Genomic DNA, 26,237 nt, shown 5'->3' with positions numbered 1-26,237 from the left:
CCGCCTAAAAAGGCGGCATCATCTTACCTGTGACTTCAGCTTCTTCATCGCCTGATAACCAATTTGTCCGCTGGTTCAGAGACTCCTCTCCCTATATCCATGCGCACCGTAACCGTACCTTCGTCATTTTTTTTAGCGGCGAAGTTATCAATGAAAAACTGGACACTCTGGTTCATGATTTTGCCTTACTCAAAAGCCTAGGCATTCGTCTGGTGCTGGTGCATGGTATTCGACCTCAAATTGATCGATATTTAAAACAAAACAATATTCAACCCCGCTATCATCATAATCTTAGGATTACCGATGAAAAAACGCTGCCTTTTGTTAAACAAGCCGCAGGGTTGTTACAACTCGAAATATCAGCCCTTTTATCAATGGGTGTGGCCAATTCGCCAATGGCTGGCGCTAAAATCCGGGTCATTTCTGGAAACTATGTGACAGCGAAACCACTAGGGATCATAGATGGCATTGATTATTGCCACACAGGTCTGGTGCGACGCATCGATCATCACGCCATCTGTCAGCAACTCGATCAAAATAATATTGTATTGATTTCACCCATCGGTTTTTCACCGACCGGCGAAGTCTTTAATCTGGCAGCAGAACAGGTCGCAACTGAGGTTGCCATCGCCCTGAATGCCGAAAAACTGATTTTGCTGACCGAGCACGACTGTTTAAGCGAAAACCGCCGGATCATCCGGCAAATGACAACGCGAGAGGCTAAAGCCTTACTTGAGCAGACAAACACCCTGCCCCAGGCTATCGCACACTCTCTGGAAGCTGCGATTAAAGGCTGTCAACACGGCGTGGAACGGGTTCATTTAATCAACCGCCATACCGATGGCGCATTATTGTTGGAATTATTCAGCCGCGACGGCATTGGCACCCTGGTCAGCGCGAGCCCGTTTGAAGAAATCCGACACGCCACGCTGGAGGATATTGGCGGTATTTTGGAATTGATCAAACCGCTGGAAGAACGTGGTATTCTGGTCAAACGCTCACGCGAAAAACTGGAAACGGACATTAATGATTATATTGTCATCGAACGAGACGGTCTGATTATTGGCTGTACCGCCCTGCATTGCCTGGATCAGAACGCGGCTGAAATCGCCTGCCTCGCCGTGCATCCAGATTACCGCAGAAACCATCGCGGCGAGCATTTATTGAATTTTTTAGTCAAAAAGGCTCGCAAAAAAAAGCTACGAAAACTATACGCCTTATCCTCACAAACCATGCATTGGTTTATTGAACGTGGTTTCAAACCTGTAACCCTTGCTGAACTGCCCCCTGCCATGAAAAGCTTCTATAATAAAGACAGAAATTCCAAAGTCTTGTGCAAGGATCTTTCTTCATGCTGAATATTCTACAAATAAGCGACCTTCATCTTCTCCCAGACCCTGAGGGAACATTAATGGGCGTGAACACTGAAAATAATTTCAAACGTGTCCTTGAACATGCTTTCACACAGCACGACTGCATCGACTTGATTTTATTGACGGGCGACTTAGCACAAGACCCCACTGAAACAACTTATCAGCGCATTCATACAATTCTGTCAGACTATGCAACGCCCGCTTTGTGTCTGCCCGGCAATCACGACGATGCACTATTGCTACGGCACATTCTCAATCAAACACCGGTGTCCAGCGAAAAAATCTGGAGCACTGATCATTGGCAACTGATTTGCCTTGATAGTCAGATCCCAGGCAGCCAGGCAGGACGACTCGCGCCAAATGAACTGGATTTTTTGCAACAACAGCTCAATGTTGCCCCTCAACGTCCCACCTTGATTGCCATCCACCACCATTGCTTGCCAACCGAGTGTGCCTGGATGGATACGATGATTATTGAAAATAATGACACTTTTTTAGCGCTACTGGCGCAATACCCGCAAGTCAAGCTGGTACTGTGTGGTCATATTCATCAAATCATGGACAAACGTCATCGAGACATTGCCATTCTGGGGACACCGGCTAGTTGTTTTCAATTTAAAGCCCATAGCCCACAATTTGCGCTCGACGCATTGCCGCCGGGTTATCGCCTGCTGAATTTACACCCCGATGGTCATTTTGAAACTCAGGTTTACTGGTTGGATCAACAAGACCCTGGACTCGATTTCAGCTTAGCCGGTTACTGACGCTTGAGGACTAGCTGACTCAATTATTCAGACTTCTCTTGGTTTTGGCCAGATAAAAATCCGGATGCACTAATAGGCACGCCTTCAGCCATTAGCATGGCGCCAAGCTCGGTCATCGCCTTTTGATAAACCTTACGTTTAAAATACACCACATCATTTAGTGGATGCCAGTACTCCACCCATTTCCAGCCATCAAATTCTTGTTTGTGACCGCAATCGAATCGCACCCTGGATTCATCACCGATCAAACGCAAAATAAACCATATCTGTTTCTGGCCGATACACAACGGCATCGAATGCTTGCGAATATAACGCTCCGGCAATTTATAACGTAGCCAATAACGGGTCCGCCCAATCAGTTGTACATCCTCTCGTTTCAGTCCTGTTTCCTCATAAAGCTCACGATACATGGCTGTTTCCGGATCTTCATCCCCATCGATCCCACCTTGCGGAAATTGCCACGAACTGGCACCTTTTCGTTTTGCCCAGAAAACACGACCTTCATCATTACAAAGGATAATACCGACATTGGGTCGATATCCTTTTGAATCAATCATGTTAAAAAACCTGTCTTCAAACTGTCTGTTGTCTCTATTCGGTCAATGTTAAAATAGAGGGAATTAACAGTGATTAAAAATTTCCATCATTGTTCCATAAATATACGACTGATGCCATACCATCCGTCTTTTTCTTCTTAAAAAACAGGTTTAATAGTGAGTTTAGCGATTTTTGATTTAGATAACACCCTGATTGCCGGAGACAGTGATTTTCTTTGGGGCCAATTTTTAGTGGATCAAGGGATTGTGGATAAGGATTATTACGAACAGAGTAATGCCCAATTTTACGAAGACTACAAACAAGGAAAGCTGGATATTATCGCTTTTTTGGAATTTTCCTTAGCGCCATTGGCGCAACATGATGCACAACAATTATTCGCTTGGCGACAACAGTTTGTGGAAGAAAAAATAAAACCGATTTTACTGGAAAAAGCGCAAGCACTTGTGGACAAACACCGTCAACAAGGCGATACCTTACTCGTGATCACAGCAACCAATCGCTTCGTCACCGAGCCCATCGTAAAATGCTATGGCATCGATAACTTGATCGCGACCACACCAGAATTTGTCAACGACCAATACACTGGGCGTTTCCTGGGGACTCCGTGTTTTCAGGATGGTAAAGTGCATTTACTCAATGACTGGCTTGAAAAACAGAATGAGACACTGGAAAACAGTTGTTTTTACAGCGACTCCCATAATGATCTACCATTACTTAACAAGGTTGATAAGCCGGTTGCTGTCGATCCTGACGATATTTTGAAATCAACTGCCGAGCAAAAAGGCTGGCCGATTATCAGTCTACGCTAGACAGCATTCGGGCCAGACTACTGATCTAATACCCGATACAGCACCTCTTTTACCGTTTGAGGCTCGAATGGTTTGTCAAAGATAGCCGACACGCCCGCTTTTTGAATATTACTGAGGCGGGCCTCGTCATGCTCACTGGTAACCATTAAAATCGGAATAAAAGTATTATTCAGCTCTTCCCGAATATATTGCGTCAACTGCTGGCCATCCATTTCCGGCATATTGTAATCGGTTACAATCAAATCGAAGGCTTCCGACTCGCCTTGAAACAAGGCCACCCCTTCGGCACCATCTTTAGCCGTTGCAATCTGTGTAATGCCCATGTTATTCAGCACTCGACAAATATGCTTGCGCGCCAACGCGCTGTCATCGACAACCAGCACTTTCAGTTTTTCAATATCATAATATTCCAGTTCCAGCTCTTCCGGATCGATATATTCGATTGTCGTACGCAGAGCCTGTTTCAGATCATCATGCCTGAACGGTTTGGACAAAATGGCCACAGCCCCAGCCTGTCGCACGATATCAAGAATTTCTGGATTCGATTCACTAGACACCAGCATAAATGGAATATCCTTAAAGGCCTCATTCCTTTTAAGTTCGACAATCAAATCTGTCGCCATCATATCGGGCAAATACATCGCACTGATAATCAAATCCGGCGCATAATTTGCCAAACTTTTTTTGGCATCCGCTGCATTTGAAGCACCCTCAATATTAATAACACCTTCGGCCTGCAAATGATTGATCATCACTTTCAACTGTGTCGTAGAAGGCTCAATGATCAGAATGGATAAATCTGTGATTTGAATTGTTTGCATAAGCTTAAATCAGAGTCAATAACGCGTGCCCTGTTCAATACAACCTCAGGACAACCGCATTCGGATTAATTGTAATACTCAAGTATAGTCAAGAAGCCGCAATTGCATAGGTAAAGAATATTTCATGAAACAGCACTTATTCCTTTGCCGTACTCTGCAAAATACTGAATCAAGAAATCAATAAAGGTCGATAACTTCGCAGGATAAAATTTTCTTTGCAAATAAGTTGCATAAACCGACAAGTCAGTCAAACGATATTCGGTCAGAATCTCTACCAATTTTCCTTGTTGTAAATAATCTGCAACCGACAGCTCTGGCGCCCGAATAATCCCCATTCCCATAACGGCCGCATGTGACAGAGCCCGACCATTATTACAGGCAAAGCACCAATCCATTCGATACTTAACCGTCTTGCCATCCTCCTGAAATATCCAATATTCCGCATGTGGCGTATCGATATAATGCAAACATTGATGCGTCAACAAATCCTCCGGTGTTGTCGGTTCGCCATGCTTTTCCAGATAATCTGGCGATGCGTAAGTCCCCAGTCGAGTCGAATAAATCTTTCGCGCCACCACTCCTTGATCCAGTTTATCGGTCACGAGGATCGCAATATCATAAACACCTTCACGTAGATTCTTGAATTTATTGTCCAATATCAACGACACCTTAACATCGGGAAATTGACGCCGATATTGCTCAATGGCCGGCACCATAAAAAAACTGCCAAAATCAATCGGCGCACTAAGCTTTAGAATACCTTTGACACTGTCACTTAATTGAGCCGCCTCCTCATCCAACGATTCCAATGTTTCCAAGATCTGTTTGCCCTTATCGTAATACAATCGCCCGGCCTCAGTAACGTTCAGGCTACGTGTTGTTCGATTCAATAACACCACGCCCAATGACTTTTCCAATTGCGCCATAATCTTACTAACCTGCATTTTCGAAACACCCATCTCCTTGGCAACGGCCGAAAATGACCCTAGCTCGACAATCCTGCAAAACACCCGTATTTGATAAAATCGATCCATCGGCATCACCTTTTATAAACCCATTGGTTTATAGTTTATAAACATATTACCGCTTTAATCAAGGTAAGCATTTACCTATAATCTATCTCGGAGATAGTAATACCGTCTGACGCTTGCTTTAAAAAAACAGGCGTCAGACGGTTTTTTTTGCCCTATTTTCAATAAAAAGCTGGAAATAAAAAAAATCTTGATGTATTATATTCGGCTCTTACGGAGAGGTGGCTGAGCGGTCGAAAGCGGCGGTCTTGAAAACCGTTGAGGGTTTATCCCCTCCCAGGGTTCGAATCCCTGCCTCTCCGCCATTATCCTGCTCTTAAAAAAGCCGCTATCTATCTAGCCGGCGGATAACACGACATCACTTTCTACTATCATCGCATTTACATCTTTACGATAAATTTCCTGTACTGGAAAAATTAAGTCGCCGGGCTTCAAGCCGAATGCCTGTAATGATTCAACTTCAACATAAAAATCCTTAACATCATAGATTTCCAGTGCTTTAAAAATTGCGGCAGTGTCTTTCAGCCCTAAGTCGGTAGGATTTTGTCCGGATTTAATGCTCAGTACGCCACCCCCTAAAAACAATAACGCCACCTGCTGATCAAAAACAGCGGCGGTTAAAATCATGTCCAGATTTTCCTGTAATTTAATCCCTTGAAAAGGCGGTTTTTCCAGAACGAAGAGTATTTTTTTCATGGTTAAACCCGGCAGGTAAAGAAGAAATAAACAGGTTTATGGCTTGATAATGGTAAAGACCCAATTAAAATTCAATCACTCGGTCAGCCGCCAGCATGGCTTCCAGCCATTGCCCCAAGCCACCAATTCTGAAACCTGCCGCCAGATCATCATCCTGCTTGCCCTGGCGTTTGGCTTCGTCAGGATTCAGTAACCCCCGCCGCTGTGCGGCTGAAACACACACCACTAAATCAAGTTCAAACGCTTGCGCTAATGTTTGCCAGGCCTGAGTCAGATGACATTCATCATCGGGTGCAGTGCGATAATGCAACGCATGATAAATGCCATCTTTATAAAAAAATACCCGCGAGATGCTGTGCCCGGCTTCCAACGCAGCTTTTACAAACCGATAAGCGCTAATTGCGCTGGCGCTGGTATCTGGATTGGCGTTAACCAGAATGGCGTATTTCATGACCGTACCGCTTTGCGGAAACGATGTGAAAAACCGGCATCATAGAGTTTGGATTTTTTCAGCTCAGGCCAGTGCCGGGCACCAAGCGTCGGACTGATAATAATCATGGCCTGAGCATTAATTTTGGCATCCCGGCATTTTTGTTGAATGTCCGCTACTGTCCCCCGCACAATCTGTTCTTCACCAGGCCAGCTAGCCTTATGCACCACTAAAACTGGCGCATCCTCAGACCAACCGGCTTCGAGTAAGGCATGCCGAACCTTTTTCAGCAAGGTAATGGAAAGATAAAGACACAAAGTGCAATGATGCCTCGCCAATTCAAGCAGGGATTCACCCTCGGGCATCGGTGTGCGCCCTTCAACCCGGCTATAAATAACGGTTTGAGTCACTTCAGGCAGTGTCAGCGTTTCCACCGCGGCGGCAGCGGACGCCATCGCCGAAGTCACGCCAGGAACGACACCAACGTCAACACCTGCCTTGTCTAAAGGTTGCACCATTTCAATCAAAGCACCATACAAGGCTGGGTCGCCAGTTTGCAGCCGAATAACACAGGCATCCCCTTGCGCCTTGTCAATCAGCCAGGTGGTAATTTCATCCAACGTCATACCTTTGGAATCGGCGATATCACAATCTGTTTTCGCCCATTGGGTGGCTGCCTGTGAAACCAGGGAGCCGGCATACAAGATGGCATCAGCATCAGCAATCAGCTTTTGCGCTTTCAAGGTGATCAATTCCGGATCTCCAGGGCCGGCGCCGACAAACCATACTTTAGCCATTTGTTTAATCCTTATTGTGAAACCTGGGCAATCCAGTCTTGCAGATTGTAATAATTGGTCACACGCGCGATTTTACCGTCGCGTATGTCGAAAAATGCGCCCGCTGGTAAGCGGTATTTTTGACCACGGGCTTCCGGTAAGCCTTCATCGCTATTCAAATATTCGCCTAACACCACAAATTCAGCCGCAGCCCGACTTCCGCCTGCATTTGCCATGATAACCATATCCACGAGCTGCTCTTTGTAATGATAATTCATTTTTTCCATAAAACGCGCAAAGGCTTCTTTGCCACATTCGCGGCCACCCTGGTTGATATCATGAATAACATCATCACTTAAAAGACTGATGAAAGTCGCCATATCGCCATCATTGAAAGCTTGATAATAACGTTTGATCAATGCAATTGCCTGTTCCATTTATTTTCTCTCATGCAGATTTTAAAAAGGCGCTATTTTGCCATAATCAGGCCTTGATTTCAGTGTATTGTTTTCAAACCAAAGCGTTTATAAACAAAGGCCATCAGCAGCGAACGGCTCAACATAAAAACACTCATCGCGCCCCACAAGCCCTGATTGCCATAATCCCAACTGAAATACCAAGCAGGCAAGAAAACGATAAACACCGAAAACAACATGATATTCCGCATCGCCCGCGACCAGGTTGCACCGACAAAAACGCCATCAAACAAATAGCTTAAAAATGCAAGCAAGGGCATGAGCACCACCCAAGGCAAGAAAGCCATTGCTGCATGTTGTACCGGACTTAAACTGGTCAATAATTGAATGATGCTATCGCCAAATATGGCATAAACGAAACAAAACCCCAAGGCGACGGCACAAGACCAAAGCGCCGCACTGTTGACCGCAGCTCGAAACGCTGCTCTGTTTCTCTGCCCTATGGCACGACCGACCAAGGCTTCTGCGGCATGCGCAAAACCATCCAATGCATAGGCCATAAAGGTCTGAAAATTCATCAACACCGTATTGGCCGCCAGAACGATTTCACCCAATCGAGTCGATTGTGCGATAAAAAATGCAAAGGCAAAAATCAAACATAAGGTGCGAATAAATAAATCAGAATTAATACGCAGCAATTGTTTAAGTTTTTGCGTATTGAACAATATTTCCCGGCTCAATCTGATGGCCAAATAATGCCGGTAAGACAATAATATTGCCAGCGCCGTCAGCAGACCACAAAACTCTGCAATCACAGAGGCCAAAGCAACGCCTTTGACGCCCAGTTGCCAATGATAGACCAGCATAAAATCCAGCATAATGTTAATTCCATTCGTGACCAATACGATCAATAATGGTGCACGCATATTCTGCAACCCCAAAAACCAGCCGGTCAACACATAAAGACTTAAGGTGGCCGGCGCACTCCAGATGCGAATTTGGTAATATTGCCCGGCCAACGCTTCAACTTCCACCGGACCATGCAACAAATAAAAGCCCCATCGCGCCAAATCATGCCGGAACCAAAGTATAATCCCTGCAAGCATCAATGCAGTCATCAAGGCGCGCAATAAACAGGCCTTAACTTCCGATGTTTGCTCAAGACCGGCCGCTTGCGCCACTATTCCGGTCGTACCCATGCGTAAAAAACCGAATCCCCAATAAATAAAATTGAAAATCACCCCAGCCAGGGCAACTGCCGCTAAAAAGCGGGCGGAATCCAAATGCCCCAGTACTGCCGTATCCACTAGCCCTAACAAAGGTGTAGAAATATTGGCAAGAATAATCGGCGCAGCTAATCGCAAAATAGACCGATGTTGCAATGTTTACCCCGTTGTTTTAAGGAAACAAAGTATAACACCGTTTTGAAACGAATGATTGTGTTTTATGTCTTATAAATATAACGGCCAACTGGTGTATCAAATACACGATGAAGAAGGCGTTATAGAAGTTGTCGATACTGATGGCATCCGATCTCTGCATTTTGGTTCGCCTTCCCGCCAAAGCACGCAATTATTATCAGACCCCGACCGGCTGCACTCGCTTTACGCCCGTGCCATGATGGGACTGCTGTTGTTTAATGATGCGCCTCGCGATATTTTGATGATAGGCTTAGGCGGTGGCACCTTAACCAAATATCTGTTGCAACAATTTAGCGACTGCAAAATCAAGGTAGTGGAATATCGCCGCGGCGTTTTGAAAGTTGCCCGGAGTCACTTTGGCTTGCCCTTTGATTCACGCCTTAAAGTTAAAATAGGCTGTGGTGCCGAATATGTCTGTCGGCAAAGCCTCGAAAATGCGCAACAGCATGACCTGATCATGATTGACGCCTTTGATCATGAAGGTATGGCACCTGAAGTCAGTAGCGAACGTTTTTTTGATGGCTGCAAAACATTGCTTACCCATGAGGGTATGCTGGCCATCAATTTATGGGGTACAAACAAGGACCTGTTCCAGCAAGTGGCCTGGAATCTTGGCCGCGTATTCGACTGGCGTATTGTATTTCTGCCTGTCCGCAAACGCGGTAATATCATTGGTTTTGCGTTCAATGATGGCATGACCAAGCCCAGCTTTAAGGCGACCCAACAAAAAGCCTTGCAATTGGAACTCACGTATCAACTGGAGTTTCCAACCTTTATTCACGATATTAAACGCAACAATACTAAAATTTTTAATCGGGTTTTTACACCATGACACAGACCGCGCCTTATCTTTTTGGCTACCGTAAATACTGGGCAGAACGTTTTGGTATCGCCCCACACTTACCGATGAGCCAGGATGAAATGGCAGAACTGGGCTGGGAAGCCTGTGACATTATTTTGGTTACCGGCGACGCTTATGTCGACCACCCAAGCTTCGGCATGGCTGTTATCGGCCGTGTACTGGAAGCCCAGGGATTTCGGGTAGGTATTATTTCGCAACCCGACTGGCACAGCGCCGATGATTTCCGCCGCTTAGGACGCCCTAACCTATTTTTTGGCGTCACCGGCGGCAACATGGACTCCATGGTCAACCGCTATACATCGGATAAAAAAATTCGCTCTAACGATGCTTATACCGCCCATGGCGCAGCGGGGAAACGGCCTGATCGTGCGGTCAATGCCTATTCACATCGTTGCCGTGAAGCGTTTAAGGATGTCCCCATCATCATTGGTGGCATTGAGGCCAGCCTACGCCGGATTGCGCATTATGATTACTGGTCAGATAAAGTGCGTAAATCCATTTTAATGGATTCCAAGGCTGATTTACTGGTTTACGGCAATGCCGAACGCCAGATTGTCGAAATCGCCCACCGCTTAGCTCAAGGTGAAGCCGTATCGGAATTGAAAGGGATCCGGGGCACGGTACATTTTGTCAAAAAAATCCCCACCGGCTGGGTTGTGAAAGACTCAAGCCAAATCGACAAACCTGGTCCGCTGTCGTCACAAATCAACCCGTATCAGGCGCAACCAGCGTGCAGCCAAAAAACGGATGCCGTCGAAAACGGTGAAAAAGTCATTCAGTTTCACCGCGTCATCCCCAATCAGAAGCGGGCACAAACAGTCATTCGCCTGCCCGATTATGATCAGGTCAAACAGGACCCTGTACTGTATGCCCATGCCTCACGCGTAATGCATGGCGAAACCAATCCAGGCAATGCACGCCCCTTGATTCAACGACATGGCAGCCGCGAAATCTGGGTCAATCCACCGGCCATACCGCTGACTACTAAGGAAATGGATGGCGTGTTTGACCTGCCCTATTCCCGCTTGCCACACCCGCACTATGGCGAAGCGAATATTCCGGCGTTTGAAATGATCCAGCATTCGGTCAACATCATGCGCGGCTGTTTTGGTGGCTGCACCTTTTGCTCTATTACGGAACATGAAGGGCGGATTATTCAAAGCCGCTCGGAAAACTCAATCATCCGTGAAATTGAAGCCATCCGGGACACATCCCCCCATTTTACCGGTCACATTTCTGACCTGGGCGGACCGACAGCTAATATGTATCGACTGGCCTGCAAAGACCCTGAAATCGAATCATCCTGTCGTCGGCTATCCTGTGTTTATCCTGGCATTTGTCCAAACTTGAACACCGACCATTCTGCCCTAATCAAACTGTACCGTCGGGCACGAAAACTGCCGGGCATCAAGAAAATTTTTATTGCCTCCGGCCTGCGCTACGACCTGGCGGTCGAATCACCGGAATATGTCAAGGAACTGGTCACCCACCATGTCGGCGGCTATCTTAAAATTGCCCCTGAACATACAGAACAAGGCCCATTATCCAAGATGATGAAGCCAGGCATGGGTACCTATGACCGCTTTAAGCAAATGTTTGATAAATTTTCCAAACAGGCCGGTAAAGAACAATATCTGATTCCGTATTTTATCGCCGCCCACCCTGGCACCGAAGACAAAGACATGCTCAACCTGGCCTTATGGCTGAAACGCAATGGTTTTCGCGCCGATCAGGTCCAAGCCTTTCTGCCCTCTCCCATGTCGGTTGCGACGGCAATGTACCATTCCGAGAAAAATACGCTGCGCAAAGTCAGCCACAATGCGGAAAATATCAGTATTCCCAAAGGCATTAAACAACGCCGTTTACACAAGGCCTTTTTACGTTATCACGACCCCAAAAACTGGCCATTATTACGAGAAGCCTTAAAGAAAATGGGCCGCGCCGACCTTATTGGCAATGGTAAACAGCATTTGATTCCATCCTTCCAACCCAAAACCGGTGAGTCACGTACGCAAAAAACACGCCCATTCAAAACCAAGTACACCGATTTTAATCCCAAAAAGTCACGCCAGCGCAGCCGACATAAGGCTCGAAAACGGACATAAGACACAGCGGCTAAAATAAGAGCCGATGATCAAGCTGGAGAATGGGATTAATTTACAGATTAAGCTGAAAGATGCCGAAATAAATATCCCACACCTTCAATGATGCTAAGGATAATCGACGCATATGCAGTACTGCTCAAGACGGCACACAAACAACTATTGCGAAACTAAAATATATTCAGCTCGATAGTTTATTGTCACTTTTATGAAAAAGAAGAAAAAGGATAATGGAAAAGATGGGGTGAACGATGGGGCTCGAACCCACGACAACCGGAATCACAATCCGGGGCTCTACCAACTGAGCTACGCTCACCATAATGATTTTTTTGGCACGCTTGGCAGGATTCGAACCTGCGACCCACGGCTTAGAAGGCCGTTGCTCTATCCAACTGAGCTACAAGCGCAAATCTTGGTCGGGGTAGAGGGATTCGAACCCCCGACATCCTGCTCCCAAAGCAGGCGCGCTACCAAACTGCGCTATACCCCGAAATGAACCTTCCTAAAAGAGGATGGCCCCAAGGCCACCCTGTGAAGAGCGACTATAATACGCCATATGCTCTTTATCGTCAATACCCTTTTATAATTTATTTTTGACCAATTGATAGATTTCTTCACTTTTAATCGAAGCGCTATCAAGAATAGCTTCCATCTCCGATTTTTTTTGTTGTGCAAAATCCTGATCTTTTAAACTGCCAATATTGATATAAACATTCAAAGCCGCGCTTTTCAGGCCGGCATAGGCGGCCATAACCGCAACACCGGCATCACTGATGACCCCTAAACTACCTTTTTCAGCAGCGATCTGGCTGATCTCAATAGCCTCGGCACAGGCCTTAGCGCAATCGAGTGGGACTTGTGTCGCTTGTTTTAAAATAGCCTGTATTTTTTGGCTGCGTTCGTTTTTTTCAGCTTCGGTATTTTTTGGTAGCCGGTAACATGCCATCAATTCATTGAACACATCGACATCGGCCTGGATCATATCGGTCAATTGCTGGCGCAATCGCTCCGATTTTTGTAATAACGCCTGCATATCGGCTTCAACTTCAGCGTATTGCGGCTTTCCAATCGTCAGGTTACAAACCATGCTGGTCAATGCCGCTGATTGCGCACCCATAATGGCCGCCGCACTACCACCGCCTGGCGTTGCATCGCGGCTGGCCAGTTTGTCTAAAAACTCACTTAAGGTCTGTTGCGTAATTTCATTCATATTTGTGTTTTCCATTATCGTTCACGTCGCCAGGTTGTTTTTCCACCCGGTGCATCTTCCAGTACAATACCTTGCGCTTTAAGCTGATCACGGATTTTATCGGCCTCGGCCCAATTTTTAGCCTGCTTAGCCTCCAGTCTTTGTTGAATGAGGGCTTCAATTTCCTGCTCGCTCAAGGCAGAATCTGTCTGCCCACCGTGCAGAAAAGCTTCTGCCTCTTCCTGCAAAATTCCCAATACGCCAGCTAAATGCTTCAAGGTATGCGCCAGTTTTTGTTTTTCGCTTGAATCATGCGATTTATTGATTTCCCGTGCCAGATCGAAAAGCACCGATAAGGCAACCGGCGTATTAAAATCATCATCCATCGCCTGCTTGAAGCGTTCAACTTTTTCATCATCCAATGATGTACTGGCATCGCTGTCAATACCACGCAAAGCGGTATAAAGCCGAGTCAATGCAGCTTGCGCTTCGTCTAACTGTTCATCGGAATAGTTAAGCGGACTGCGGTAATGACTGCTCAGGATAAAAAAGCGAATGACTTCGGGGCGATATTGCTTTAGCACCTCGCGCACGGTGAAAAAATTACCCAGCGATTTGGACATTTTTTCTTCATTAACGCGAACAAAACCGTTATGCATCCATACATTGACAAATTTTTCGCCGGTCGCACCTTCTGACTGGGCAATTTCGTTTTCATGATGCGGAAATTGCAAGTCCATACCACCACCATGAATATCGAAATGATTGCCTAAACAGCAGGTGGACATGGCCGAACATTCAATATGCCAGCCTGGCCGCCCCCGGCCCCAAGGCGAGTTCCAGGCTGGCTCATTAGGCTTGGCTTTTTTCCACAGTACAAAGTCGAATGGATTATGTTTAGCGGTATCAACTTCCACCCGCTCTCCTGCTTGCAATTCTTCCAGTCGTTTGCCCGACAGTTGACCATAGTCTTTAAACTTGTCCACGGCATAAAACACATCGCCATTCGTACCGATATAAGCCAAACCTTGCTCGAACAATTGCATAATCATGCGAATAATATCATCCATGGATTGAGTAGCTCGGGGTTCTAAATCTGGCGACAAAACTGCTAAAGCGGCTTCATCTTCATGCATGGCTTGAATAAAGCGTTCGGTTAGCTGCGTAAAATCCTCCTGATTATCATGCGCGCGCTGAATGATTTTATCGTCGATATCGGTAATATTACGCACATAGGTCAAGTCATATCCACTATAGCGAAAATAACGCGCCACCACATCAAACACAACCATGACCCGAGCATGACCGATATGGCAATAATCATAAACGGTCATACCACACACATACATGCCAACCTTTCCTGGAACACGCGGGGTGAAAACGTCTTTACGACGCGTAAGGGTGTTATAAATCTTCAGCATCTGAGCTTTACTACCTGCAGCGAAAATAATTCACCAATTTACCAAGATTCGGGCTTCTCTTTCAAGCAGAAAACCAATAGAATCTTATCTTTTGCATATTCATTGGAGGATTTGCATGCGTATTTTGATTTTTTCTCTAATGTTTTGCCTGTTTTCAACCTTTTCATTCGCAACGGAAATTCAAATGTCAGACAACACACCTAAAGTAAAACTCACGACAAACCTTGGTGCAATCGTCATCGAACTAGACCAGGAAAAAGCGCCGGAAACCGTCGCCAATTTTCTGCGTTACGTCAAAGAAGGTTTTTATGACGGCACTATTTTTCATCGCGTCATCCCCGGATTTATGGCGCAAGGCGGCGGCTTTGACCAGAATTTTGAGCAAAAAAGCACCCATGAAGCGATTAAAAATGAAGCAGATAATGGCTTAAAAAACGAACGTGGCACCATCGCTATGGCGCGCACACCGAATCCTGATTCGGCAACGGCACAATTTTTTATCAATTTAAAAGATAATGACTTTTTAAACTATAGCAGCCCTACACCAAATGGCTGGGGCTATGCGGTCTTCGGTAAAGTCGTTGAAGGCATGAAAGTGGTTGATAAAATGGCAGATGTTGAAACCGGCAATCGGGGAATGCATCAGGATGTTCCGGTTGAAGACATTATTATTGAGAAAGCTGAAATTGTTGAGTAAGCTTTGCTTTTTCCCGTTTTGACTTTGCCATTAAGTCAAGTGTTTTTAATGTTAAGGGTAACTGCTCACCCGGTTGTGTTTTAGCCGGAGTAGGTCATTGATTTATCAGGACACGTGAATACATCCATGTAGTTCTGCATAACATCCCTGTTATGCAAGCCTGATAAATCAACAACCTACACCTGCTTTTTAGAGGGGGTGAGTAGATACTGTTAAGGAAGGCTTTGAGTTTGAATGACGGTTTTTTAGCTATCGCCTCTCTGCAACAGCCTGTTGTTCTGCACCCAGGCAGTCGAACCACCCATCCTTGACTTAATGGCAGTTCCCGGGCAGGCGTGCCAAGCATTATTTTGTTTCCACCCAATTTCCGGATAAGCCGTTGAACCCGAATATTTTATTTATTTCCGATTTACACATTGCCGTAGAAAAAAAAGAGATTACGCGCAGGTTTCTGTCATTTTTGCAGGAAACCGCCAGCCAAGCCAATGCGTTGTATATTCTCGGCGATTTATTTGATAGCTGGATCGGCGATGATGATAATCTTCCTCCCAACCCAGCTATCAAAAGAGCCTTAAAAAAACTGACCGACACCGGCGTTGCGGTGTATTTTCAGGCCGGCAACCGGGATTTTTTAATCGGACAGGCATTTGCCCGAGAAACCGGCGTGACATTACTGGGCGATTACCATGTCATTGATTTGTTTGGTGTCAGAACATTGCTCACCCACGGTGACTTGCTATGCAGCGATGATGTGGCTTACCAGGCATTCCGACAAAAATCACGCCAGCCTGATTGGCAACGCAATGTTTTATCCAAGCCGCTCTGGCTTCGATTGCTGGCGGCACGTTGGTATCGCCTCCGCAGTTTTTGGCATAAACGAAAAAAAAACGACGACATCATGGATGTCAACCCCCAAACGGTAATAGAAACACTTAAACGCTTCGATTGCCAACGCCTGATTCATGGTCATACGCATCGCCCCGCAGTCCACGAAATAATGCTTGATGGCGAAACAGCACAACGTTTTGTGCTGGCCGACTGGACAGCTGCATCCGGGCAATATCTACGCTGGAATGAAAGAGGTTACGCAATTATTGATCTGGATTAGCCCAACAATCACATAAGCCATTACGGGCTTAATCCTCATCTGAAACCTTGATAACAATATTCACCCGCCGATTTTTTTGCCGGCCTTCTTCGGTGCTGTTATCGGCAATCGGCTGTGTATCGGCAAAGGTAACCGCCCGCATTCTTGCTGGGTCAATATTTTGTTTCGCCAAGAAGTGCAGCACACTGGTCGCTCTGGCTGCACCTAATTCCCAATTTGATGGGAACTTTGCTGTCTTGATCGGCCGGTTATCGGTATGCCCTTCGATATAAATCAACCCTTTCGATTGTTGCAATAAAGGCGTCAGCCGCTTTAACACGACTTTACCCGATTCCGATAATTCTGCATTGGATGATTGATACAAGATGTTGTCTTGTATTCTTAACTGCGCATACCCTTTCGACACCGTCATCTGGATTTTATCTTCTAAACCCAATTTCTTCAGTTTTTGCTGCAAACGCCTTTGAGTTTTATCCGTATCCGCTTTTTTAATGGGTGCTGGTGCGTTAACTTTTTTGGCAGGCTTTGGTGTCTCAACGGCCTTAATCGCCTGCGCAGTCTTCTGTTTCATTGGCTTAACAACCGGCACAGTAGCTACAGGCAGTTTTTTAATCGTTAGCGACGGTTTTGGAGATCTTTGCGTTGTCGTTTCGCGTTTCGGCGTCTTGTGATCCGGTTGCACGCTATTCTTAGCAACAAGAGATTTAGTTTTAACACCTTTGATTGTCGTTTCAGGGTGTTTTTTAACCGTCGCGCCTTGTTTTATAAATTTTTTTTCAGGTTTTTTCGTTTGTGTCTCGAAGTGGCTTAAGGAAATCAACACGACAACCAACATGACAATCAGCACAAACACATCAATATAGGTCAGCAGCCAGTTTTGGGTAGGTCGGCCATCCGGCTCATCCAGCCAGTCATCCAAAGCCAAGGCAGAAGCAAGATGATGTTGTTTGTCCGATTCAGTCATCATAAAAATCTAAGCTGTCCTGATGTAATTCGTTATCGTATTGGGCGACAAAAGAGTTCAGGGTTTCTCGAATAAACGAAGGCGTACGCCCTTCTACAATTAAGGCGACACCTTCCATAATCATGCTCATAATCATGATGCGTTGCTCTGTACGCCGTTCCAATTTAATTGCAATCGGATTAAACACAAGATTAGCCAGCAACAGCCCATAGAGCGTTGTCGTCAAGGCAATAGCCATATTAGCGGTAATGGAATGAATTTCTTTGACTTCAATAACTTCCAGCATATTGATCAACCCAATCAACGTACCCAACATACCAAAGGCCGGCGAGAAGGCGGCCAGGCTATGAAATATGCTGGCTTCGGCTTTTTCTTTCGCACGCAATCTGGCAATCCGCCATTTCAATAAGGCTAAAATATCATCCAGCGGCGCATTATCGACAATCAGTTGAAAACTGGTTTTCAGATAGGGATTCTGAATCGTATCGATGGTATTTTCGATGGCGATTTTATCGCGCTGAAACCACATTCTAGCGACAGCGACGATTTCATCGACCTCGCGCTGGGGGTTCAGGCTTTCATAAAAAATAATCTGCCGAATGGATTTAATGCCCTGTTTGATGTCACGCAAGGGATAACTCAGGAAAACAGCCGCCAATGTCCCCCCGAGGACAATCACCAGCCCTGAAATATTGATAAAGATTTCTGGCGTATTGGCGGCATAATAGACAATAAACAGCAATAAAATAATGCTCAGCGCTAAGCCGATTGCGGTCGAATAATTAATGGCCGGCGTTTGCTTGAAAAGTGGGGGGAATAATCGATACTTATCCATGCGTTAAAGCATAGCATAATGCGTATTTTAAGTGCTTATATTGTCAGCGGTGGCTGAACCGGGCCTGTTTTTATCACATCGACCGGCATGCCGACCGTCAATCGCCCACTTTTGTCATGCAGCGCATTCTGACCAAAGTAAACATGCTTTTGCCATTTTCTAGTCTTTTGTAAAGTTTGCATCGGCTCCGAGCTACGTTCTGCCGTGGCTGGATCAATGGTGGGAACAGCGCAACGCGAACACGGCTTAGGTAAACGAAAACTAATATCACCAATCTGAATTTTACGCCAGCTGTCCTCAGCATAGGCGCTGCAACCGGATATAACTAAGTTAGGTCGGAACCGGATCATGGGTAACGATAATCCCATGGCGTGATTCAAGGTATCTAATGAGGCCTGTGACAATAGAAGAAACGGAAAGCCATCGGCAAAGGCGACTTGATCTGTAGGCGCTGCATAAGCCGGGTCCACCGGCCGTACGGCCTGCTGTGGATGGAAAACCAGCCGGCAGTCGATTTTTAAAAAATCACTAAACCATTGGTTGACCTTTTGCTCCAGCAGAACAGCCTGACAGTGATCATGCCATATTTCCACCGCCACTGTGTCAGCCGTTTCAGGTTGTAACGGAATCTGAATCGGCGTCATTCCAGGCGCGGATAATTGCAAGGCAGCATCAGACAACTCCGGTTTAATCAGAACCATTTTTGGCAAACGGCGCTGACTCAAAAAACGGTTTTCCTGGTCGATAAGCATCCATTGTCGATCATGCCGAAAGCCCGTTTTATCGACTGGCCAGGTCGATACTTCGATACCGGCCAGCGATTTCACAGGATAAACAAACATCTGTTGCAAGATAATGCCAGCCACCATCACATTATCCGCATTTACTGTCGCCACAATTCAAACAGGTCATACAGCCATCCATCAATACCATCGCTTTGGTATTACATTTTGCGCAAAGTACAGCCTGCTCTGGAAAACTATTGTCTTCCCCTCCGCTTGTGCCATGTTTGGCTTCGAATTCTTTCCGTTTTTCGGCCAAAAACTTTTTTTGGCTGGAGGACAGTTCATCGGGCTTAATCATACCGATATGTTTCATGTGCGATTCAATCGCACAACCGATTTCAGCCACCAGTGAAGGCATAAAAACGCCACCTTTTTTAAAATAGCCGCCTTTCGGGTCGAATACAGCTTTCAGCTCTTCCACTAGAAAGCACACATCACCACCCTTGCGAAAGACGGCAGAAATAACCCGCGTCAAGGCTAGAACCCATTGAAAATGCTCCATATTTTTGGAATTAATAAACACTTCATAAGGTCTTCGCTCTTCATGTTCCGAACCTGCATTCAAAATCATATCATTTATCGTGATATACAAAGCGTGCTCAGACTGGGGGGTTTTAATTTTGTAGGTCGAGCCAAGTAATACTTCAGGCCGTTCCATTTTTTCATGCATGCTTTCCAATTCAGGCTGCAGTACTTCATTGTTCGCCGCATTTGCTTTCGACTCGTCGGTCAAAACTTTATAGCTAACGATTTTTTTAGTGATCTTATGTGTCATGGCTTCTTCATCCTGCTTTATATCTGCCTTAGAACTTTCCATAATAACCCTCTTTCAAAGCATCGAACAAATTCGCGGCGGTATGCACTTCGCCATCATATTCCACTTCCTCATTGCCTTTCAGTTCAACCACATGCCCATCTTCTAGAGTAAATTGATAGGTGGTATTTTCCAAATCCTTCTCCTTGACCAGTACGCCCTGGAATACTTCTGGATTAAACCGGAATGTGGTGCAGCCTTTTAGGCCTTGATCATAGGCATATTGATAAATATCTTTAAAATCTTCATAAGGGTAATCGGTCGGCACATTAGCGGTTTTAGAGATAGACGAGTCTATCCATTTTTGCGCTGCCGCCTGAATATCGACATGCTGTTTAGGAGTAACATCATCAGCCGAAATAAAATAATCCGGCAGTTTCTGTGCAGGATCTTCACTGAATGGCATCGCATCTGGATTGATCAGTTCTTTATACGCCAGTAATTCAAAGGAAAATACGTCAATCTTTTCTTTCGATTTTTTCCCTTCCCGAATCACGTTGCGCGAATAATGATGCGCAAAACTCGGTTCGATACCATTGCTGGCATTATTCGCCAACGACAGGGAAATGGTACCGGTTGGTGCAATCGAGCTGTGATGCGTAAAACGACTGCCGACTTCGCTTAATGCTTCGACCAATTCAGGCTCGGCTTCGGCCAGTTTCTGCATATAGCGACTATATTTTGCATGCAGCACCTTGCCCGGAACCTTATCGCCGACTTTATAGCCATCTTTGACCATTTCCGGCCGTTTATGCAACATTTCACCGGTTACCGTAAACACCTCATCCATAATGGGTGCAGGGCCTTTTTCCTGCGCTAAAGCCAACCCCATCTTCCAGCCTTCTATCGCCATGATTTTAGTGACTTCTTCGGTGAATTCCAATGAAGATTCATCGCCATATTTCATACCCAGCATAGTGACGGTCGAGCCCAGTCCTAAATAGCCCATGCCATGCCGACGCTTATGAGTGATTTCGTGACGTTGTTTCTCTAAAGGTAGTCCATTGATTTCGACGACATTATCCAGCATGCGGGTAAAAATACGCACGGCTTTACGATAACCTTCCCAATCAAACCCAGCTTCCGCCGTGAATGGTTTTTCCACAAAACGGGTCAGATTGATCGAACCTAACAGACAGCTTCCATAAGGCGGCAAGGGCTGTTCACCACAGGGATTGGTCGCGCGAATATTTTCACAGAACCAGTTATTATTCATCTCATTGACTTTATCAATCAAAATAAAGCCGGGCTCAGCATAATCGTAGGTCGAAGACATGATGATGTCCCACAACCGACGCGCAGGCAGTGTTTTCGTAATACGGCAAGCCACCAGGCCCTTGTCATTGACGATGTAGCCGGCTTTATTAGGCAGGTCGCGCCAAACAATCTGTTGGGCGTCATTTAAATCCAGTTTGTCTAATTTAACTTCTTTTTCAGTCACCGGAAAAGACAGCGGCCAGTCTTTATCGTTTTTGACAGCTTCAACGAACTCCCGTGTGATCAACAAGGACAGGTTAAACTGACGCAGACGCCCATCTTCACGTTTAGCTCGAATAAATTCAACAACATCTGGATGAGCTACATCAAAAGTTGCCATCTGCGCACCGCGGCGACCGCCGGCCGACGATACGGTAAAACACATTTTGTCGTAAATATCCATAAACGATAATGGCCCGGAGGTGTACGCGCCGGCCCCTGAAACATAGGCATCTTTCGGACGCAGCGTTGAAAACTCATAACCGATGCCGCAACCGGCTTTCAGGGTCAAGCCCGCCTCGTGTACCTTAGCTAAAATATCATCCATTGAATCCTGAATGATACCGGAAACCGTACAATTGATGGTCGAGGTTGCAGGCTTATGCTCCTGAGCACCAGCATTGGATACAATCCGCCCCGCTGGAATCACACCTTGTCGCAATGCCCAGAGAAATTCTTTGTACCATTTTTCCTGTTCAGCCTTGGTTTTTTCAACACCGGCAAGCGCTTTGGCAACGCGTTTGTAAGTATCATCAATCGTTTTATCAACCGGTTGTCCATCTTTGGTTTTCAATCGATATTTTGCATCCCAAATATCCAAAGATGCATCTTGCAACGGAATTTCAGTGACGGTATTTCTTACCACATGAAGCTGTGCGGTCATTGATTTAGATCCTTTTTTCCAGAGTTTTTCAGAGAATACAAAGCTTTACATCGCCAAAACAAAAAAACGATGTTATCTACATATAGTGTATTTTTGAGAACGTAGACACAATATATAGTATTTTTTGCATGCATTCAAAAAAATATAAAAAAACCATCGCTCTCTTTATTCAAAAAAACGATGGTCTTTTTTAAATTCCGGTACTTACAGAATCCGATCTTATTTACGATTCAAAAACGAAGCCGCACTACTTGCCGATTTATACTTTTTGCCAATGAAATTTGGCATGCCGAGGTTTATTTTTTGCTGATGATGGCGTTTCAACACCATCATCGGTAAAACAAGAGAGCTACGGGATGGGGTATTGTTCAAACGTGGAGATATAGCCGAGTGAGAAGTTAACCTTCTTCAGCCATACTTAAATAACGTTCCCCTGTATCATGAATAACAGTCACAACCGTTTTCCCTGCACCTAAGCGCTGCGCCACCCGAATAGCCGCGAAAACACTCGCTCCCGATGAAATGCCAGCCATAATGCCTTCTTCTTCAAACAAACGTTTTCGCATGGCAAACGCTTGCTCAGTATGAACCAATTCAACTTTATCAATCAACTCAACATCCAGATTTTCAGGAATAAATCCAGCGCCAATACCCTGAATTTTATGTGGCCCGGGTTTACCCCCTGAAATAACCGGAGATTCTTCTGGCTCTACCGCAACAATTTCAATGCTGGCTTTGCGTTTTTTGATGACATCGGCAACGCCTGAAATCGTTCCGCCCGTACCTACACCGCACACGAAGGCATCGACTTTACCATCCGTCCCTGACCAAACTTCCTGGGCAGTAGTTTGGCGATGAATTTCGGGATTAGCCGGATTTTCAAACTGTTGCGGCATAAACGCTGCAGGTGTTTGTTGACAGAGTTGCTCTGCCTTGGCAATAGCGCCTTTCATCCCATCCGCTCCCGGTGTTAACACGATTTCAGCACCAAATAAGGCCAATAAGCGCCGCCTTTCAATCGACATGGTTTCCGGCATAGTCAATATACATCGATACCCTCTTTGCGCGGCGATCATGGCTAACGCAATACCGGTATTGCCTGAGGTCGGTTCAATAATTGTCCCACCCATCTTCAGCTGACCCGATTTTTCGGCCGCTTGTATCATCGCCAATCCAATCCGATCTTTAACTGAACCGCCCGGATTACGAGATTCCAGCTTAACAAAAACATCGGCGGCGTGTTTGGGAACGACTTTGTTTAATTTGACTAATGCGGTATTGCCAATTAGACGTGCAATACTTTCGTAGTTTTTCATAGCATGATCCTTAAAATTTAAGTCATTTTTTAAATCTGAAAAAAGCTTGGCGGGGAACTTACTGGTTTTTATCTGGATCAAATCGAACGGAGATAGTATGAGCTGGTATCATTCCCGCCTTCGGCATTATGCAAAAGGTGTGGTGATACCAGCCTTTTTTTCATTACGAATCGTGTTTTAATCGTTCGGTAATCCGTTTATAGGCTGCACTCAATTCATCACCGATAACTTTAGCCGCTTCAATCACGTCCTCAGCGGTTTCTTTGGTGTCATCGGCAACATCTTCAATCACGTCAGCCACCTTTTCCCACTTTTTCTCGGCCTTTTCCCATTCTTCTTTAACCTCCATTGAGGCTAAATGTAATTGGACTTTTAACTCATCACGCTCTTGTTTTAATTTTTCGGCAATTTCTTCAAATTCTTTTTTAATATCCATCATTATTCTCCTGGTGTTTATCTAAAATGAAAAGGGGTAAAGCCTTCATTATTATGTTGCTTACAGGTCAAAAACCGGTATTGTTTATTATCGACTTTAACCACAATCGTCTCCAAATTTGCAGTTCGACTACAGCGCGTACCTTTTGCTGTTGTCCCCTGACATTGTTCCACATTCTGAGTTAAATCAATAATATTGTCGGCCTCAACAGTTGATGTAACAGTATTGTCAGCGACCGATGCCTGAGACGGCGCAACTGCTTTCGCAACCTCAGCCCCCTCGCCCTCAGCATGGTGTACAGTTGATTCGGCAATGATTTTTTTTCTGAAGACAATCAAAACAGCAATGAGCAACACAAAGGGCCATATTGAAATTTCAAAATCGACATCTTCAGCCGCCCAGGCTAAATTACTATAACAGAGAGCGACAATAACACTAAAAGGTCCAAATAATTTTTTTTCTTTTTTCATACCCATCCTCTTTATTGAAAAATATCGGATCAAGGTTATTACAATACTGAATCCCAGTGAATTCAAGTATTCTTTTAATTATTCTGAACCAAATCATCAAATAAAAACCGGTCTGCTTCTGTTAATACCAGAAAATGACGGCCTTTCGCTCGAGAAATTAACATTACGCCGGCCTGTCGCGCCATTTCCAGCCCCATCTGAGTTGCCCCGGAACGTGAAACCAAAACAGGGATATTCATTTGAGCAACCTTGATAACCATTTCAGAGGTTAAACGTCCAGTGGTATAAAAAACTTTATTGGCGCCATTGATATTGTTAAGCCACATAAAGCCTGCAATTGCATCGACTGCATTATGCCGTCCAACATCTTCGATAAAAAATTCGATATTTTGATTGCAACACAACGCACAACCATGAACAGCCCCGGCTTTTTTATAGATTTCATTATGCTGTCTTAATGCGTTCAATAAAGCATAAAGTTCACTTTGCTTAAAGCCGGCTTGCGCCACCTTGATATTTTTCAGCTTATCGATCAATCGACCATAAACGGTTCCCTGTCCGCAACCTGTCGTCACCGTGCGCTGCTGCATTTGTTGGCTGAAATCACTGTTTTGCTGATATGTCACGACAGCGACTGCATCCGTTTCCCAATCGACCTGCACCTGTTTTATGCTGGAAATATCCTCAAAAAAGCCCTGATTTTTTAAATAACCTAGTGTCAACAGCTCAGGTTCTGCGCCCATTGTCATTAAAGTCACGATTTCCTGCTTATCAACATAAAGGGTTAATGGCCGCTCCATGACTAAATGAATAGGTCTTTTCTGTCCATTTTCATCGACCGCTATTTCCACCACCGCATGAGCCAGGCCAGATTGGGTTAATAGAGGCCTGTTATTATTTTTCATGCATCACCTCGGCGACCTGTTTCAACTGTTCCGGCGTATTAATATTCTGAAACACCTCGGGCTGATCACTAAAGTCGACCTGTACCCAGTCATGCTGCATCAACCAACGATCAATTTTACGTTCACCGGCTTCCAAATACTGTTCAAGACTGGTTTTCAGATAACTTTTCAGTACCAAAAAAACCGGATGCAAGCGTTCGCCATCAGAGGCGACCGCACAATCAGCATCCTGTTCCGCCTGCGTTTTTAGCATTTTCTGTAAATGTTCAGGCCTTATCAGGGGCGAGTCGCAAGGCATCACCAGTAATAAATCGGTTGGCACCACAGTCATGACGGCCAATATGCCCGCTAGCGGCCCGGCAAATGTCAAGTTTTGATCTGAAACAACAGGATAGCCAAACTGCTGATATTCAGCTTGATTGCGATTGGCATTAATCACCAATGCATCGACTACTGGTGCCATTGCAGCAATAGCATAGCTCACCAGCGGTTTGTCATGGAGCAAAATCAAGCCCTTATCCTGTTGCTGCATGCGCCTGGCCAAGCCACCTGCTAATATCACACCGGTTACTTTGTTTTGCTGATTCATAATGATATGCTAATAAGATGAAGCCACTAATCATTGTCGCAGCCTTATTTTTTATTGCAAGCTGTAGTGCAATACGACCTGAACCTATTCATAAGGAAACAGTCTATTATTATCAGGCCAGAACAGATAAACCGTATGATGATGTGCTAGCGGAGCTAGAAGTCGCAATTGCAGAACATAATTTCAGAATCACGGGCCATAGTCGGGTTGGCAAAGTCATTCGTGACCGTGGCACACAAAACTTTCCCGAATATGATACCGTCCAGTTTTGCAATTTATCCCATGCAAAAATCCTGTTAGAACTGGACCCGCATGCCGTTCATTATATGCCGTGCAATGTTGTGGTTTACCAATTTAAAAACCAAACACTCATTAAAACCCATTTGTTACCTGAAAATACCGACAACCCGAAATTCAATCAATTTGCCCATAAAATGAATTTAAAATTGAAAGCGATTGTCGATTTTGCCGCAGAAGAATAAATCAATTCGTTACAATACTCTTTTACC

Annotated in this window: 29 protein-coding genes and 4 tRNA genes; 9 read left to right on the top strand and 24 right to left on the bottom strand. The window is 45.2% G+C overall.

Translation table 11 applies throughout. The annotated features are described in order from the left end of the window. The first annotated feature begins 29 nt into the window (after positions 1-29). A complete protein-coding gene (gene argA, locus JEU20_RS00805; RefSeq protein ID WP_198243108.1) occupies positions 30-1,358 on the top strand; it encodes an amino-acid N-acetyltransferase in 1,329 nt (442 codons plus the stop codon). Next, positions 1,352-2,137, top strand: coding sequence for a 3',5'-cyclic-AMP phosphodiesterase (gene cpdA / locus JEU20_RS00800; RefSeq protein WP_198243106.1), 786 nt, complete (start codon positions 1,352-1,354; stop codon positions 2,135-2,137). The genes argA and cpdA overlap by 7 nt, the downstream gene beginning before the upstream one ends. Before the next feature lie 23 nt (positions 2,138-2,160). Here the strand turns inward: cpdA and JEU20_RS00795 are convergent, their stop codons facing one another. Next, positions 2,161-2,694: an RNA pyrophosphohydrolase gene (locus JEU20_RS00795; protein WP_198243104.1), complete on the bottom strand. Its 534-nt coding sequence runs from the start codon at positions 2,692-2,694 to the stop codon at positions 2,161-2,163. 156 nt (positions 2,695-2,850) lie between these two features. Between JEU20_RS00795 and JEU20_RS00790 the strand changes: the two genes are divergently transcribed. Then, positions 2,851-3,504: a histidinol-phosphatase gene (locus tag JEU20_RS00790; RefSeq protein WP_198243102.1), complete on the top strand. Its 654-nt coding sequence runs from the start codon at positions 2,851-2,853 to the stop codon at positions 3,502-3,504. 17 nt (positions 3,505-3,521) lie between these two features. Here the strand turns inward: JEU20_RS00790 and JEU20_RS00785 are convergent, their stop codons facing one another. Together JEU20_RS00785 and JEU20_RS00780 are read right to left on the bottom strand one after the other, a co-directional pair. Next, positions 3,522-4,325 carry a response regulator gene (locus tag JEU20_RS00785; RefSeq protein ID WP_198243100.1) on the bottom strand — a complete coding sequence of 268 codons (804 nt, stop codon included), beginning with the start codon at positions 4,323-4,325 and terminating at the stop codon, positions 3,522-3,524. 122 nt (positions 4,326-4,447) lie between these two features. Continuing rightward, positions 4,448-5,359, bottom strand: a complete 912-nt coding sequence (locus JEU20_RS00780; protein WP_198243098.1) for a LysR family transcriptional regulator — start codon at positions 5,357-5,359, stop codon at positions 4,448-4,450. A 212-nt stretch (positions 5,360-5,571) separates the two neighbouring features. Between JEU20_RS00780 and JEU20_RS00775 the strand changes: the two genes are divergently transcribed. Further along, positions 5,572-5,661: transfer RNA gene (locus tag JEU20_RS00775), tRNA-Ser, on the top strand. A gap of 31 nt (positions 5,662-5,692) precedes the next feature. On the opposite strand, the gene tusC is transcribed toward JEU20_RS00775, so the two are convergent. From tusC to JEU20_RS00750, 5 genes are all read right to left on the bottom strand, one after another. Next, positions 5,693-6,052 (bottom strand): sulfurtransferase complex subunit TusC, encoded by a 360-nt coding sequence (gene tusC / locus JEU20_RS00770; protein WP_198243096.1) that lies wholly within the window; start codon positions 6,050-6,052, stop codon positions 5,693-5,695. Positions 6,053-6,116: 64 nt separating this feature from the next. Next, positions 6,117-6,503, bottom strand: coding sequence for a sulfurtransferase complex subunit TusD (gene tusD / locus JEU20_RS00765; RefSeq protein WP_198243094.1), 387 nt, complete (start codon positions 6,501-6,503; stop codon positions 6,117-6,119). Then, on the bottom strand, positions 6,500-7,279 hold the full coding sequence (cobM, locus tag JEU20_RS00760; protein WP_198243092.1) for a precorrin-4 C(11)-methyltransferase: 780 nt from the start codon (positions 7,277-7,279) through the stop codon (positions 6,500-6,502). The genes tusD and cobM overlap by 4 nt, the downstream gene beginning before the upstream one ends. A gap of 11 nt (positions 7,280-7,290) precedes the next feature. Continuing rightward, positions 7,291-7,695 (bottom strand): ketosteroid isomerase-related protein, encoded by a 405-nt coding sequence (locus tag JEU20_RS00755; RefSeq protein WP_198243090.1) that lies wholly within the window; start codon positions 7,693-7,695, stop codon positions 7,291-7,293. A gap of 59 nt (positions 7,696-7,754) precedes the next feature. Beyond that, entirely contained in the window at positions 7,755-9,056 is a 1,302-nt protein-coding gene (locus JEU20_RS00750; protein WP_198243088.1) for an MATE family efflux transporter, read from the bottom strand. 64 nt (positions 9,057-9,120) lie between these two features. On the opposite strand from JEU20_RS00750, the gene JEU20_RS00745 reads away from it, so the two are divergent. Continuing rightward, complete coding sequence (locus JEU20_RS00745; protein WP_198243086.1) at positions 9,121-9,927, top strand: spermine/spermidine synthase domain-containing protein; 807 nt, start codon at positions 9,121-9,123, stop codon at positions 9,925-9,927. Further along, positions 9,924-12,062, top strand: coding sequence for a YgiQ family radical SAM protein (locus JEU20_RS00740; protein WP_198243084.1), 2,139 nt, complete (start codon positions 9,924-9,926; stop codon positions 12,060-12,062). The genes JEU20_RS00745 and JEU20_RS00740 overlap by 4 nt, the downstream gene beginning before the upstream one ends. A gap of 237 nt (positions 12,063-12,299) precedes the next feature. Here the strand turns inward: JEU20_RS00740 and JEU20_RS00735 are convergent. From JEU20_RS00735 to cysS, 5 genes are all read right to left on the bottom strand, one after another. Then, positions 12,300-12,375: transfer RNA gene (locus JEU20_RS00735), tRNA-His, on the bottom strand. Between the two features lie 14 nt (positions 12,376-12,389). Then, positions 12,390-12,466: transfer RNA gene (locus tag JEU20_RS00730), tRNA-Arg, on the bottom strand. Positions 12,467-12,472: 6 nt separating this feature from the next. Next, positions 12,473-12,549, bottom strand: a tRNA-Pro gene (locus JEU20_RS00725). Between the two features lie 90 nt (positions 12,550-12,639). Next, a complete protein-coding gene (gene fchA / locus JEU20_RS00720; RefSeq protein WP_198243082.1) occupies positions 12,640-13,269 on the bottom strand; it encodes a methenyltetrahydrofolate cyclohydrolase in 630 nt (209 codons plus the stop codon). A gap of 14 nt (positions 13,270-13,283) precedes the next feature. After that, positions 13,284-14,669, bottom strand: coding sequence for a cysteine--tRNA ligase (gene cysS / locus JEU20_RS00715; RefSeq protein ID WP_198243080.1), 1,386 nt, complete (start codon positions 14,667-14,669; stop codon positions 13,284-13,286). Between the two features lie 115 nt (positions 14,670-14,784). Here cysS and JEU20_RS00710 point away from each other — a divergent pair, with 115 nt between their 5' ends. After that, on the top strand, positions 14,785-15,366 hold the full coding sequence (locus JEU20_RS00710; RefSeq protein ID WP_198243078.1) for a peptidylprolyl isomerase: 582 nt from the start codon (positions 14,785-14,787) through the stop codon (positions 15,364-15,366). A 379-nt stretch (positions 15,367-15,745) separates the two neighbouring features. Then, positions 15,746-16,474 carry a UDP-2,3-diacylglucosamine diphosphatase gene (lpxH, locus tag JEU20_RS00705; protein WP_198243076.1) on the top strand — a complete coding sequence of 243 codons (729 nt, stop codon included), beginning with the start codon at positions 15,746-15,748 and terminating at the stop codon, positions 16,472-16,474. Between the two features lie 28 nt (positions 16,475-16,502). Here the strand turns inward: lpxH and JEU20_RS00700 are convergent, their stop codons facing one another. The 11 genes from JEU20_RS00700 to mobA form a co-directional block, all read right to left on the bottom strand. Beyond that, complete coding sequence (locus JEU20_RS00700) at positions 16,503-17,441, bottom strand: OmpA family protein (protein WP_198243074.1); 939 nt, start codon at positions 17,439-17,441, stop codon at positions 16,503-16,505. Then, on the bottom strand, positions 17,431-18,273 hold the full coding sequence (locus tag JEU20_RS00695; RefSeq protein WP_198243072.1) for a motility protein A: 843 nt from the start codon (positions 18,271-18,273) through the stop codon (positions 17,431-17,433). The genes JEU20_RS00700 and JEU20_RS00695 overlap by 11 nt, the downstream gene beginning before the upstream one ends. A 35-nt stretch (positions 18,274-18,308) precedes the next feature. Next, positions 18,309-19,169 carry an MOSC domain-containing protein gene (locus JEU20_RS00690; protein WP_245395040.1) on the bottom strand — a complete coding sequence of 287 codons (861 nt, stop codon included), beginning with the start codon at positions 19,167-19,169 and terminating at the stop codon, positions 18,309-18,311. Then, complete coding sequence (locus tag JEU20_RS00685) at positions 19,147-19,833, bottom strand: TSCPD domain-containing protein (protein WP_198245752.1); 687 nt, start codon at positions 19,831-19,833, stop codon at positions 19,147-19,149. The genes JEU20_RS00690 and JEU20_RS00685 overlap by 23 nt, the downstream gene beginning before the upstream one ends. 28 nt (positions 19,834-19,861) lie before the next feature. After that, on the bottom strand, positions 19,862-22,012 hold the full coding sequence (locus JEU20_RS00680; protein WP_198243070.1) for an adenosylcobalamin-dependent ribonucleoside-diphosphate reductase: 2,151 nt from the start codon (positions 22,010-22,012) through the stop codon (positions 19,862-19,864). A gap of 219 nt (positions 22,013-22,231) precedes the next feature. Then, positions 22,232-22,384 carry a hypothetical protein gene (locus tag JEU20_RS00675; RefSeq protein ID WP_198243068.1) on the bottom strand — a complete coding sequence of 51 codons (153 nt, stop codon included), beginning with the start codon at positions 22,382-22,384 and terminating at the stop codon, positions 22,232-22,234. 26 nt (positions 22,385-22,410) lie between these two features. Next, positions 22,411-23,328, bottom strand: a complete 918-nt coding sequence (gene cysK, locus JEU20_RS00670) for a cysteine synthase A (RefSeq protein ID WP_198243066.1) — start codon at positions 23,326-23,328, stop codon at positions 22,411-22,413. A 163-nt stretch (positions 23,329-23,491) separates the two neighbouring features. Next, positions 23,492-23,764, bottom strand: a complete 273-nt coding sequence (locus JEU20_RS00665) for a hypothetical protein (RefSeq protein WP_198243064.1) — start codon at positions 23,762-23,764, stop codon at positions 23,492-23,494. Between the two features lie 17 nt (positions 23,765-23,781). Then, a complete protein-coding gene (locus JEU20_RS00660) occupies positions 23,782-24,234 on the bottom strand; it encodes a hypothetical protein (protein WP_198243062.1) in 453 nt (150 codons plus the stop codon). A 74-nt stretch (positions 24,235-24,308) separates the two neighbouring features. Continuing rightward, the gene (locus JEU20_RS00655) at positions 24,309-25,139 is read right to left on the bottom strand and encodes a formate dehydrogenase accessory sulfurtransferase FdhD (protein ID WP_198243060.1); all 831 of its coding nucleotides are present in this window, start codon (positions 25,137-25,139) and stop codon (positions 24,309-24,311) included. Further along, complete coding sequence (gene mobA / locus JEU20_RS00650) at positions 25,129-25,728, bottom strand: molybdenum cofactor guanylyltransferase MobA (protein WP_198243058.1); 600 nt, start codon at positions 25,726-25,728, stop codon at positions 25,129-25,131. The genes JEU20_RS00655 and mobA overlap by 11 nt, the downstream gene beginning before the upstream one ends. A gap of 17 nt (positions 25,729-25,745) precedes the next feature. Here mobA and JEU20_RS00645 point away from each other — a divergent pair, with 17 nt between their 5' ends. Then, positions 25,746-26,210, top strand: a complete 465-nt coding sequence (locus JEU20_RS00645) for a DUF302 domain-containing protein (RefSeq protein WP_198243056.1) — start codon at positions 25,746-25,748, stop codon at positions 26,208-26,210. Positions 26,211-26,237: the final 27 nt, after the last annotated feature.

Origin of the sequence: methane-oxidizing endosymbiont of Gigantopelta aegis (genome assembly GCF_016097405.1) — a bacterium.
Taxonomy (GTDB): domain Bacteria; phylum Pseudomonadota; class Gammaproteobacteria; order Methylococcales; family Methylomonadaceae; genus Methylomarinum.
The sequence above is the reverse complement of the archived record's forward strand: the minus strand, read 5'-3'. Positions and strand labels throughout refer to the sequence as shown.